The 13,584-nt window shown below is 48.1% G+C and carries 9 protein-coding genes; 2 read left to right on the forward strand and 7 right to left on the reverse strand.

The features are described from left to right. Positions 1-118: 118 nt before the first annotated feature. The 3 genes from AC3CIC_RS20495 to AC3CIC_RS20505 are packed head-to-tail and all read right to left on the reverse strand — an operon-like array spanning position 119 to position 5,318. On the reverse strand, positions 119-3,745 hold the full coding sequence (locus AC3CIC_RS20495; RefSeq protein WP_488516032.1) for a sarcosine oxidase subunit alpha family protein: 3,627 nt from the start codon (positions 3,743-3,745) through the stop codon (positions 119-121). After that, complete coding sequence (locus AC3CIC_RS20500; protein WP_488516033.1) at positions 3,742-4,038, reverse strand: sarcosine oxidase subunit delta; 297 nt, start codon at positions 4,036-4,038, stop codon at positions 3,742-3,744. Before AC3CIC_RS20500 ends, AC3CIC_RS20495 begins: the two co-directional genes overlap by 4 nt. A gap of 29 nt (positions 4,039-4,067) precedes the next feature. After that, the gene (locus AC3CIC_RS20505; protein ID WP_488516034.1) at positions 4,068-5,318 is read right to left on the reverse strand and encodes a sarcosine oxidase subunit beta family protein; all 1,251 of its coding nucleotides are present in this window, start codon (positions 5,316-5,318) and stop codon (positions 4,068-4,070) included. Between the two features lie 334 nt (positions 5,319-5,652). Between AC3CIC_RS20505 and fdhD the strand changes: the two genes are divergently transcribed. Together fdhD and AC3CIC_RS20515 are read left to right on the forward strand one after the other, a co-directional pair. Next, the gene (gene fdhD / locus AC3CIC_RS20510; protein WP_488516035.1) at positions 5,653-6,495 is read left to right on the forward strand and encodes a formate dehydrogenase accessory sulfurtransferase FdhD; all 843 of its coding nucleotides are present in this window, start codon (positions 5,653-5,655) and stop codon (positions 6,493-6,495) included. Positions 6,496-7,129: 634 nt separating this feature from the next. After that, positions 7,130-7,612 (forward strand): GNAT family N-acetyltransferase, encoded by a 483-nt coding sequence (locus AC3CIC_RS20515; protein ID WP_016959138.1) that lies wholly within the window; start codon positions 7,130-7,132, stop codon positions 7,610-7,612. A gap of 205 nt (positions 7,613-7,817) precedes the next feature. Here AC3CIC_RS20515 and AC3CIC_RS20520 read toward each other — a convergent pair whose 3' ends face one another. The 4 genes from AC3CIC_RS20520 to AC3CIC_RS20535 form a co-directional block, all read right to left on the reverse strand. After that, the gene (locus tag AC3CIC_RS20520; RefSeq protein WP_488516036.1) at positions 7,818-7,964 is read right to left on the reverse strand and encodes a hypothetical protein; all 147 of its coding nucleotides are present in this window, start codon (positions 7,962-7,964) and stop codon (positions 7,818-7,820) included. Positions 7,965-7,975: 11 nt separating this feature from the next. Then, positions 7,976-8,620, reverse strand: a complete 645-nt coding sequence (locus tag AC3CIC_RS20525; protein ID WP_488516037.1) for a DsbA family oxidoreductase — start codon at positions 8,618-8,620, stop codon at positions 7,976-7,978. A 167-nt stretch (positions 8,621-8,787) separates the two neighbouring features. After that, positions 8,788-10,539, reverse strand: coding sequence for a two-component system response regulator (locus AC3CIC_RS20530; protein ID WP_488516038.1), 1,752 nt, complete (start codon positions 10,537-10,539; stop codon positions 8,788-8,790). Further along, entirely contained in the window at positions 10,529-13,222 is a 2,694-nt protein-coding gene (locus tag AC3CIC_RS20535) for a response regulator (RefSeq protein ID WP_488516039.1), read from the reverse strand. Before AC3CIC_RS20535 ends, AC3CIC_RS20530 begins: the two co-directional genes overlap by 11 nt. Positions 13,223-13,584: the final 362 nt, after the last annotated feature.

The following is a 13,584-nucleotide window of genomic DNA, read 5'->3' on the forward strand; positions in this document are numbered from 1 at the left end:
ACAATGCTCGTTGGCAGGAATGTCGTTCCTCATTTGATATAGCCAGCCATAAAAAGCCCGCGCTGATGGCGGGCTGATTTTGATTGTGAAATGACAGCTAAGAAAGTTCGTTCATTGACTAGCAATCGAGCGCGATGCCATATTCTTCGCCTGCATCTTGAAGCCACAATGCCACGTAATCCGCAAAACTTCGCCTCACGATAAGGTCATAGCAGTTCTCACTTCGGTGTCTGATAAACACCTGCGCTTTGGCGAACGTCGTTCCCACACACTTCCCAATCGGGAAATGACGCGGGTCAACGTCATAGGGCATGGATTTTTTCAGCACATCGACAGCATGCGATCCTGTCAGCGTAAGCAAAGTTTGTCCGCCAGATACATCAACGACCTGATAATGCCCGCTCAAGACAGCACGCAACGACGCTTCGGTTTGTTGTGCCGAGTCTTCAAAGCTCAATACTAACCATTCATCTGGCGATAACCACCACACTTCATGGCGTTCTGACACGGATGAGGTGCACGCCGATGTCGGCAGCGAGAGCTCAAGTACTTGTTCAACATTCGCCGCGAATTCGGCGGTTGGTTCACCACGAAGGATCAACTGACTCACCCCGTCGTATTCATGAAGATGAACACCCGGCGCGGTAGGATGTGTTTTGCCCAAATGATGCAGCGGCAAAGCATTTTTCACCGCAAAGACCTCTGACAATGGCGACACATCCGCGTCTTTGACCGTTAACGACTTTTCATTTTTGATGTCGTAAAACACCGAGCTACAAATCTGCGCTTCCAACACTGTGCCATCCGCCAAGGGGAAATGCACATGATCCCCCATACGATTTAGGCCGTTTTTGATCAGCGCCAGCGCGATAGAACCGCCCAAAACATCACTGTAATAGGAAGACGTCACATGCCCAACCATGGTCATCGGAATGGGCTGATTAGGGTTATCAACCGCTTGCGCCCCTTCTGGGATGACTTTGCTAGGTTCAGTACACTTCAACCCCACCAGCTGTTTTCTGTCGGTTCGCGATGTGTCTTCTCGCGCCCATGAACGACGACCAATAAAGCTGTACGTTTTCTGTTTACCGGTTATCCAACCCATGTTGAGATCTTGCGGCGTCACGGAACCATCGCTGTCTTGCCCCACGATGATAAAGCCTTTTTCAGCGCGCAGAATGTGCATGGTTTCCGTGCCATAAGGGGTAATGCCATACGGTTCGCCCGCTTTCATCACTTGTTCCCACACATACATGCCCGCGTTGGCATTCACGTTGATTTCAAACGACAGTTCACCCGTGAAACTGATACGGAACACGCGGGCTTCCACCCCTGCGACCATCATCGGTTTCCAGCTCATAAAGGGCATGGTTTCTTCGGAGATATCTTCATCGCCCACTAACTGCTTAAGCACATTGCGGCAGTTTGGACCAGAGATGGTCATGGTTGACCAATGATCGGTCACGCTGGTGAAGTAAAGATCCAGTTCAGGCCATTCGGTTTGATGCCAAGCTTCTAACCAGCGCAGCACGCCCGCTGCGCCACCGGATGTGGTGGTCATTAAAAAATGCTCGTCGCTAATACAAGAAGTGACACCATCATCAAACACCATGCCGTCTTCATGGCACATCAGGCCATAGCGACAACGTCCGGGGGCGAGTTTGTCCCAACCATTGGTGTAAATACGGTTGAGAAACTCACGCACGTCTTTGCCTTGAATATCAATTTTACCCAAGGTGGACGCATCTAAAATCCCGACACTTTCACGAGTCGCACGGCACTCTCTGCTCAGTGCCTGCGCCATGGTTTCATCCCCTTTCGGGTAATACCAAGGACGCTTCCACTGTCCAACATTTTCAAATTTCGCGCCTTTCTCAACATGCCATGCATGCATGGCGGTATAACGCACAGGGTCAAACATGGCTCCGACATCACGTCCCGCCAAGGCACCGAAGGTGACAGGGGTATACATAGGGCGGAAAATTGTCGTGCCCGTTTCAGGTATGGTTTTACCCATGGCATTGGCGGCGATAGCCATGCCATTAATGTTGCCTGTTTTACCTTGATCCGTACCAAAGCCCATCGCTGTGTAACGTTTGATGTGCTCAATCGACTCGTAGCCTTCACGCACGGCAAGCTCAATGCCTGCCGCGGTCACGTCATTTTGAAAATCCACAAACTGTTTTGGCGCACGGCTGACCGGCAAACGGTGCGGCGCCAGATACAGTGCCATGCCCAAATCTGTTGCCACTGCGCCCACCAATGGCATGATTGGCGTTTCGAGTGAGACATTCAGTGCCTCAGCCACTCGTAGCGCGGCATCGGCACCATCTTTCATCACGTCTGCTAGTGCACTTTGGCCGATCACAGCACCCGCATAGTCCATGCCCTTCACACTGTTTGAAGGCACAAAGGCAGCAATATCTTCATTCCACACTGGGCGTCCACCCGTGTGACAGCTCAAGTGTAAAGCTGGACTCCAGCCTCCACTGCTTGCGAGCACATCACAGGCAATCACTTGCGTGGTTCCCGTAACACTACTGCCTGTTTTGTCGATAGGCACAACTTCAGCGCCCGTCACTTCATGTCCGCCTTTCAGGTTCATCACGGCATGGCCTTGGAGCACAGTGATCCCCAATGCTTTTGCTTGTTGAACACGTTCACCGTCAGAAAATGGCCGCGTATCGACAATGGCGGCGACGGTTCGACCGCTTTCATGCCAATCTATCGCTGTGTCGTAGGCTTCGTCATTGGTGGTCATCAAAACCAACGTGTCACCGGGTGCTACGCCGTAGCGGCGCAGGTAAATTGACACCGCAGACGCCAACATGCTGCCGGGTAAATCGTTATTACCGAAGACCAACGGGCGTTCAATCGCCCCCGTCGCCAATAACACACGTTCAGCGCGAATATGATGAACGCGTTGTCGAACGCCATGTACTTCGTCGCCAAGGTGATCCGTTCTTCGCTCGACCACCCCAACGAAGTTATGGTCGTAGTAACCAAATGCGGTGCTGCGATGCAGTAAGGTGCAATCAGGATCTTTTTTAAGTTTGGCAAGAGTATCAGCAACCCATTGGTCAGCAGGCTTGCCGTCGATTTGCTCACGACAATGCAGTAGACTGCCGCCCATTTCGGCTTGCTCATCGACCAATATCACGCGAAGCCCTTGCCCGATCAGTGCGCTCGCCGCCATTAAGCCCGCCGCGCCCGCGCCGACAATCAACACCTCGCAGTGATGATGCATTTTGTCGTATTTATCAGGGTCGTTAGCACCGGGAACTTCGCCTAGCCCTGCCGCATGACGAATATGTTTTTCATACGTCGGCCACAGCGACTCGGGATACATGAAGGTTTTGTAGTAAAAGCCTGCGGGCATCATCGCGCCACCAATTTTACCCACCATCCCCATCACGTCTTTTTCAAGGCTTGGCCAAGCGTTTACGACTCGTGCATTCAACCCATCGTACAATTCTGTTTGTGTCGCCCGTTGATTGGGCAAGGCAGTGGAAGGCAGAGAGCCCAGTTGTAAGATCGCGTTCGGCTCTTCCGCGCCAGCACCAACAATGCCGCGCGGGCGGTGATATTTGAAACTGCGCCCCACCACTTTGACACCATTGGCGATCAACGCCGACGCCAAGGTGTCACCTTTGTGCCCTTGATAGACTTTCCCATTGAAGGTGAACGTCAGCGACGAATCACGATCAACTCTTCCACCTTGAGGTAAGCGATTAATCTGACTCATGCGCCTGCCTCCCCATTCGTATCCGGTGCTGAGGCACCCACTTTGTAAACGGCTTCGATGTCGTAGGTGACGGTATTGCGCTGCACGTTGAAAAATTTGCGACAGCCTGCCGCGTGAAACCACATTTCACGGTGACTGCCTTTAATATTTTTTCGATGAAACAGGTAGTGCCCCCATTCTTTATCACTCAGGGCGTCAGGGTCTTGCGGGCGAACAATGTGCGCCTCACCGCCATAGGTATATTCGTCTTCTTCTCTGTGTTCTTCACAGTAAGGGCAGTAGATACGTAGCATGTCAGTTCCTTTTCCAATACTGCGTGACGTTAATGCGCAACACCGGCAGCGCCGTGCTCATCAATCAAATAACCCGACACAAAACGGTCAATATTGAACGGGGCTGCTAGGGGGTGAGGATTGTCATTAGCAAGGGTATGGGCGAACACATGACCGGAACCAGGCGTGGCTTTGAAGCCGCCCGTTCCCCAACCACAGTTAAAATACAGCCCTTGGATGTCTGTTTTGCTGATGATCGGACATGCGTCGGGACAGGTGTCCACAATGCCACCCCAATGGCGGTTCATTCTCACACGACTCAAGAAGGGGAACATTTCGACAATGGCAGCAATGGTATGCTCAATCACAGGGAAGGAGCCGCGTTGACCAAAGCCGTTGTAAGCGTCAATACCTGCACCAATCACCAAATCGCCTTTGTCAGATTGGCTGATATAACCATGCACTTGATTGGACATAATCACGGTATCAATACACGGTTTGAGTGGCTCGGATACCATGGCCTGCAATGGATGCGATTCAATCGGCAAGGTCATCCCTGCCATGCGTGCCAGTTCGCCAGAGTTCCCCGCCACGACACAACCCACTTTTTCAGCGCCGATAAACCCTTTTGAGGTTTCCACCCCTTTGATTTTCCCGTCTTCAATACGCAAACCCGTCACCTCGGTTTGCTGAATCAAATCCACGCCTAATTGGTCAGCCGCTCGCGCAAAACCCCATGCAACGGCATCATGTCGCGCCACACCGCCTCGCGGTTGCCAACTTGCGCCCATAATGGGATAGCGAGTGTTTTCGGAGCAATCGAGCAGCGGCACTAAGTCTTGAACAGCTTGCGTATCCAGCACTTCGCAATCAATCCCATTTAAGCGATTGGCACTCACACGACGCTCAATATCTCGCATGTCTTGCAAAGTATGGCCAAGGTTAAGCACGCCGCGTTGGCTGAACATCAAATTGAAATTCAATTCTTGCGAAAGCCCTTCCCAGAGTTTGAGGGAATGTTCATAAAGCTGCGACGCTTCATCCCACAAATAATTCGAGCGAACAATGGTGGTATTGCGCGCGGTGTTTCCTCCGCCCAGCCAACCCTTTTCGATCACTGCCACGTTCTTCACGCCGCACTCTTTCGCAAGGTAATAGGCCGTCGCTAAGCCATGCCCGCCGCCACCGACGATGATCACGTCGTAGTAAGGTTTTGGGGTGGGGTTACGCCAAACACGCTGCCAGTTTTCATGGAAGGTAAGTGCATGTTTAAACAGTCCGAATCCTGAGTAGTCTGTCATTCCCTTGTCCTGAGTCGCGGATGAATCCAATCCCTCCGATGAAGACGGAGGCGGGTTGCACCAAAAGTGTAGTCATTTCATCGCTGTTGGGCGGAAAAACCGCCTCGCTATCTCACTCATGGTAAAGACGCGCAGTATAGGCAGAGTGCGAAATTGCGCCTGCACCCGCAGTGTTTGCGACAAGGCGTAAATCACTTTTTCACAAACTACGTGGATACACCTCTCTGGTTAGCACTATGCTATGTTGTAAAGGTCATCAAAGTGGCAAAGCCCGATCCCGCCACCTTATTAAGCAATCTTGAAATAAGCACGCGCAAACAACCAAGAGTCAAAAATGACAAAACCCAAAACCAACCCTGCCATTGCAGCCGTCATTGCGCCGGGTGAGTGCTCTCTTCCTCCCCATTCTCTGCATCACTACATAGATGACGAGAACGATGTGACGTGCTTTTCAACCCTACCAACCGAAACCGCACTGGCGATCACCTTCAATGGTGTCAGCCACGCAGTCATGATGGTGACACCTCAAGACATCGAGGATTTTGTTTACGGGTTTTCCTATAGCGAACGCGTAATTCGTGACGGCAGCGAGATCCACGACATCGTGGTTGAAACAGAAAACGATGCCTTGTTGGCGCACGTTACTTTAGCCAATCGCGCTCATGCAAGAATGTCACTCACCAAGCGTCATTTGGCTGGAAGAACGGGGTGCGGCATCTGTGGCGCGGAATCACTTGAGCATGCTATTCCCAATCTAGAGCCGTTAAATCATGTCGATCCGTTGCACAATGACAAAATCCTGAAGTTACGCGACACATTGCGCCAATGGCAATCGCTCGGTCATATCAGTGGTGCCATACATGCCGCTTTGCTGGTTAACGCGGAAGGGAATATTTTGCTTTGTCGCGAAGATATTGGTCGGCATAACGCGCTCGACAAAGTGCTGGGTGCAGCCTTACGTGGACGGATATTAAAAGACTCTCACGCACTGCTCGTCACGAGTCGATGCAGTATTGAACTGGTACAAAAAGCAGTGATGGCAGGTGTCGGCACGTTGATTACATTGGGCACGCCGACATCGCTGGCTGTGAATACCGCTATCCAAGCCAATCTCAATTTGATTCATCTTCCTCGAAAAGACGCACCCCGCTTTTACAATCGCGCAGCTACCCGCTAACCACCAACTCAAAAGCCAATTACAATAAACATTTACTATTAATCAGATCGCATAATGGTTAACTTTCACCCAATTCTGCCCAATAAAAAATTATCCTCTTAGGCAACGCTTAACGAAGGCTTTGCTTCACCATGGATCAGGATCACAAATTCTTCCGCTGGAAACAAACACGTCGTAATGGCATGCTCAGTTATGTTTCAAAAAGGTTTCTATTTTGTAGCATCGCATTAATAAGCGGACGATTTATCTCTCTATATTTATTCGAAGACCCCACTGTCATCGAAGTTTTTTTCCAAAATTTCCCACGTTATTTTCTGATGGTCGTTTCCGCTTGTTTCATCTTGTGCATGTTGGAATGGCACATCAAAGAATTGATGTTTAGGCGAAAGTTAGCAAAACATAATTTAGAGCAATCATAAATACATTTCCCCGGATCAAATTTTCTGACCCATTTATGATAATTACGCGTACCTGCTTGTATAAAATGCCATTAACGTGAGCAATGCGTGATGTTGATGCAATTGTTTATTTTCATACTCTGGCAACCTAAGAAATATGTTAGTCAGACGAGTCACTCTCTCAGGAAGAACATGAACTGGATGGTAAACAAAACCCCATCAAATGGGTGTGTAACATGCTGAATACCCTTGACTGCCCATTGGATCAAAAAGTGACATTTGCGGAAGTGCCGCCGAGAGTCGTTCCTCCATCATTGCTTTTGGAAGCCGATCCGTCTGCAGCCAGTATTGCCTCTTATTTGCTGGATTCTTGGTGTTTTGCCGGCTTTCAAAATAAGGTAGTCATTGCCGCTTGTGTCATTAAGAAAACGGACACCAATCTTGCTGAATTATTCAACATTTCCGTTTCGCCAGAATTCCAGGGTAGTGGATATGGCACTGATCTTCTGAAGCACGTCATTCAGTTCACGCGAAACAAGAAAATTAAGCGGCTAGAATTAGGTACAGGTACATTTGGTCATCAACTCGCTTTTTATCAGCGTATGGGGTTTCGTGTATCTGCGGTGATAAAAAATCATTTCCTTGATAACTATGACGAGCCAATTTGGGAGAAAGGCGTGCAACATAAAGACATGCTAAGGCTGTATTTAGATTTGTAACTCCCAGACATTTATATGGATGGGAACAATCCAGATTGCCTGTATTTCGGTGTGCTGAACTTTGCATTGTGAGGGCGTCTGACTTTAGAGAGTCTATTCGTTTCTGATCACTGGGGCTTCTCTTTCAAAAGCACATTGAGCTCGCGTATCTTCTCGCGAAGCGACTGCACCTATGAATGCAATGCCATGGTTTCCTTCTCTGCCTTCACTGACAATTTAACTCAAGATCACCGGGTTCCGTCCCCTTTGGTTTCACAATTAACCAAGAGGCGAATACCGCGGTGAAACGACCAAACATGCCCACGCCCATCGTAATCAGCATGATGACCACAATGCGACCTTCGCGTGACACTAACGTTCTTATTATTGAGAATCTAATTCTTTCAGAATCTGCTTAAGCACATCAACAGGCTGTGCCCCTGTCACTGCACTCTCTCGATTAAAAACAATGGTTGGCACCGAAGAAACACCAAGCTCACGCCAATAGGTTAGATTTCCCCCCAGAGCCTCTTCTGCTGCTTCATCGTCTAACACAGCCATCGCTTCACTGGTGTTCAAGCCCACATCTGCCAGTAATTTAGCCAGTGTCTCTCGATGAGAAATGTCCTGTTGCTCCGAAAAATAGGCATCAAATAGACGTTGCTGCAATGCCATTTGTTTCCCTTGTGACTTGGCATAGTCAAGCAGTAAGTGTGCATCTCGCGTATTGTAGGTTTTCATGTCATCAAAGAAGTTGAAAGTAAAACCCAATTCGGCCCCTAGACTGGTCAGCTGTTGGCGTGAACGAATGCCATCTTCTTTACTATTGCCATACTTTTTCATCAAATGCTCACGCAGGTTTTCCCCTGCTTCGCCAACATAGGGATTTAGCTGAAACGGCTGCCATTCAATGGCAACACGATCTTGCATGCCCAATTCTTCTATGGCTTTTTCCAAGCGTTTATAGCCAACAATGCACCATGGGCAAACGACGTCAGAGACGATATCAATATTGATTTTTTTATTCATGACAACCTCGATAAAAGTAAACTCCAAGTAACTTATAGTAACCTTAATCACCCCGTCAACCAGTTTACTTTTTGTAACCTAGATTCTATTCAAATGTAAGAAAGGCGCTTTGCAGCGCCTCGTCTTTTCTTGCCCAACTGGACATATTTAGCTGTCTATCATGCGACTTAATTTTGCGTAGTCTCGGATTCATTGTCTTCAGGTTGTTGTTCCAGCGCATCCTCAATGCCCAAAAACAAGCGAAACGCATCAATGTCGATAGGACGACTAAGGTAGTATCCTTGCGCCAAATCGCAGCCTTTTGATTTCAGCATTTCAAGTTGCTCTTGTGTTTCAACACCTTCAGCGACAGTTTTCATTTTAAGCCCTTGAGCCATCGAGATCACTGCAGTGGCAAGCGTCTCGTTGAGCTCGACATCCGTTATGCCATCGATAAATTCTCTGTCAATTTTCAATGCATCAAAAGGAAACTGCAGCAGGTAACTCAACGATGAATAGCCTGTGCCAAAATCATCCATCGACAATGCCATACCCATGTCATGCAGTTTGGCTATCATCTCTTTGACATAGGGTTGCTGACTGAGCAACAAACCTTCTGTCACTTCTAACTCCAACCTTTCAGGTGCAAACTCTTCACTGTCCATGATCTCTTGAAGGTCATCGATGAAGTTTGTTTGCCGGATTTGCTGAGGTGATATATTCACCGCTACGTTGAGCAAATGGCCCGCGGCATTGGTGAGACGCGAAAAATCACGAATGGCGGTCGCTAGCACAAACTTGCCAACTTCGTAAATGAGATTGGATTGCTCTGCAATGGGAATAAATTCAACGGGGGACACGGAGCCCAATTCGCTGTTGTCCCATCGCAGCAATGCTTCCGCGCCCACAACTTCATTGGTTTTCAGGTCGATAAACGGTTGGTAGACCACAGAGAACTCGTTACGCGCCAACGCCCAAACCAGATGATATTCAATGCGTAAACGTCGATGCACATTGTCATTCATTTCGGACGTAAACATGCGGTATGAATCTTTCCCGCCACTCTTCGCTTGATGCTTGGCAATATCTGCATTCGCAAACAGTCGCTTAAAATCATCCGTATCTAGCGGTGAAATAGAAATGCCAATACTGGCAGTGACATGCACTTCACCTCCTCCATTCACCGAAATGGGTTTATTGAGCGCTTTACGCAGTTTACTGGCGATCTGGCAGGCATTTTCAGTTTGATGGAGTCCTGGAAGAACAATAAGAAACTCATCGCCACTCACACGTCCAATGGTATCCACTTCCCGCACGGCGTCGACAATGCGTCGGGACAATTCAACCAATACTTGGTCACCAACATCATGACTCAATGTGTCATTAATAATCTTGAAACTATCAATATCAAGCAACATAACCGCAGTCAACAGACCACGTCGCAGGTCATGCGCAATGGCATAGCGCAGGCGATCCAACGCCAAGTTTCGGTTAGCCAAACCTGTCAGCGAATCGTATAACGCGCGTTGCATGATCAACTCTTCATTCCGTCGGATACGCAACTGGTTATAAATTCTCAGTTTCACTTCGGCGGGCGACACAGGTTTGGAAATGTAGTCTGCGCAGCCAATGCGCAACCCCATCTCACGACCTTCATCTTCCTGATGCTCGGTGATCAAAATAATAGGAATGTCTTTGGTGGTTACATCATTTTTGAAGGATTGGCAAAGCGTAAAGCCATCAATGTCTGGCAGCTCTACATCCATTAAAATCAATTTAGGGTGTTCCGACTTAACTAACACACGCGCCGTTGCACCTGTTGTGGAGAAAATGACACGATACTCTTCACCAAGTATGGCGTTCAGAATGCGTATGCTATTGGGTGATGCGTCAATAACAAGTATCGTGTCTTTATCGGCCGCGCTATGATTAACCATCATGAGATGTGCCTCTCTCTTCGGCTGTTGCCGTGCTTAAATTCTGCTCGGTCTTGAAGGTTTTCAGCGCGATTAATGCTTGTGGATAATCCAGCTCAATCAATTTGTCTCCTACAGGTTTGAGCTTCGACGCCATATCACAAAAATCCACCAACATTTGGTAGTAGTTGTCTATCGCCATCATATCTTGCGCCATTATTTGCGATTCAAGCGTGGACAGCCTTTCTTGGAACCTATTGTCGAGCTTTGATGCTCTACTTGCTTTGTCCGTTGCCTTTTTCCCCTCGAATGAATGGGGAGCGGACGATAAGGCTACGTTGCTTCGTTTCAGTAAAATGCTACCAATCTCTTTTATCGCATTATCAATATCACGACGGAACTGACTTAAAGACGCTTGGTGGTCTTCTAACGCAAGTAAAGCATTTTGCAGTTGCTTTGCGGATTTTCTCAAAGCAATAACAGATAAATTCCCCGCACTGCCAGCGATGGTATGCACATTCTCCGCCGCTTCCGTCAACTTGCCAGACTCGATAAGTGCACACACTTGATTTTCCTGTGATCTTGCTTGGTGTACAAAATCACTCAGCAGTTTGAAATAAAGTGTTTCATTGCCCATCACGCGCTTGATGCCATCGCTGATATCAACATATTCGTATTCTTCTTTTTGCTCGATTTCTTCTGGCGTTGAATTGTCTCTAGAGGTCACCGCTAGCCCTAAATATACGGCCAATTTTTGGAGTAGAACGTCCGCGTCAAGCGGCTTGGAAACATGATCGTTCATTCCGGCATCAAGACAACGTTGGCGATCGCGTTCCATGGTATGAGCGGTCAGTGCAAAAATGGGTAACGACTCTTTATCTGCCGTTTCACGAATAATACGCGTGGCTTCTAACCCATTCATATCCGGCATTTCCAAATCCATTAAAATGGCATCGTACAATTCTGGTGCTGGGCATACTTTCACCACCGCCTCTCTGCCAGATTCCGCAACATCGACTTGGAAATCATTGCTGATCAATACTTCCTTCGCGATTTGCTGATTGATCGACATGTCATCGACCACAAGGATACGCTTTCCCCCTCCACTCACCGTGACGGCGTTTGACTGGCCTTTCGCAGCAATCACTCGGCGGTGGGTTTTTGGCAAGTTTTCACCCAAAACTTCCATCATGGTGTCAAACATCACGGAAGCTGAAATAGGTTTGTGCAAATACCCATCAATTTTACCGTTACCTCGATCTTTCTCTATGACAGCACGATCGAATGCACTGATCACAATGACCAACGGTATCTGCTCTGGCGTCAAGTCACTGCGTAGCTTTTCAAGTAAATGAAAACCTTTCTTTCCGGGCATGTGCCAGTCAAGTAACACCAAATCATAGGGTTCTCCTTCAAGATCTAGGTGCCCTTCTTTGATGGCATGAAAAGCACTGTCTACGTCAATCGCGGATTCACAATAAAAACCTAGCGAAGAAATGATGGCAGAATGGACGGCAATGGAGGATGGATTGTCATCAACGACCAGCACTCTCAGTCCGCGTAAATCAACAGGCACTGCAAAGCTTTTTTCTACGCTGACTTTGGCGACCTGAAGTTCAAGGTTAAAATAGATGCCAGAATCCTCACCCATCACTTCTTCGTGAATTACACCGCCCATTTTCTCGATGAGATAGCAAGCAATGAGCAGATTGAGCGACTCGTCTAACTCGGACATCGCCATCGCGGCACGCTCCGCAAGTTCATCTAAGTCGTCATAAGGCACATCGTCATCCGTCACCTTTTGGTGCACTGCAAATTCAAGCGTCACGCTCGAATCAGAAAGTGTTCCGGCATGAATGCTCAGGATGATTGGGCAACCGCCACCAACAAAAATGGCTTCGGTAATCAAGTTCAGCAAGATTCTTCGAAGTCTGTCAGGGTCGCCAACTAACGAACGCGGCACATCCAACGGCACGTTGAACAACAGTTCTACGGAACGACTTTCCGCTTCACCAACCAAATAGTCACGCAAGCTTTCCAGCAGTTGGTCGAGGTCAAAAGGGGTATTGTCCAGCGAAATAGCGTTAACTGACAGCTCTTCAAAATCTCGTAGGTTGTCGCCAATCACTGAAGCGCGTTTCATTGCGCCACTCAAGCTATCAACGTACACAGATTGCTTGTTACTCAACGATGTCTGTTTGAGCACTTGCGCGCAACTCACCGCAGTCGAGATCAAGGGATAAAGCGCCATATTCACTTCAGATAACACGTTGAAGCTGCGGCTTAATGCCCCTGAGATACCCTTTCGCGCCCCTGCAACAAGGTGGGTTCCCATCTTAAGATAAAGTTCATCAGGCGCGATGGGGTACACCATATAATCGCTTGCACCCGCGCGATAAGCCGCCTGTTTTTGTTCGTCGGAAAAATGCATTGACGTCAAAATAATTCGCGTGTCTTTGCAAGTGGGGAGAGAGCGGATTTTTTTGACAGCAGCTTTTAATGAATCACCACCTTCAAACGAAAACTCCATGCTAAGCACAAGAATATTGACAGGGTGCTGCTCTAAAATCGTTATCAGTTTCGCCGGTGTTGCCACTGAACGAAGCCAATATCCACTTTCGCTCAAAACCTGCTGGTGAAAATCAATGTGTGACAGATCTTCATCGGCGAGCACAATTACTGGCTCGTTCTTCACCAAACCTTTCATTAGGTCTTCCTTCAGACTGGTTTTATACAAGCGCTAAACACTCGAAATGATTCGCCAAATCAACAACGACGGTCCGCTTCACATGTTCATCGAGCGTAAAAGCACTTCGTTCCACTGCATGAGACCGCATTTACTAGTACGTATTTAGCGTCAGTTGCTTTCTCTCGCCGTCTCATTATCGAATCAAAAAATTTCTCTTTAAAACTAGTGTCTTTTTATCACCACTGCCAATTTGGTGTGATGCCATCGACAAAATTGCCTTTAGGCTGCATCAACGAACCGTGATCAAAAAGGGATATGCCCTGGCTTTCATCACTGTCATAAATGTGGAGGAACGTTTCCCAAAAAATGCTTTACATTCA

The organism is Enterovibrio sp. QJM3NY_24 (assembly GCF_057786035.1).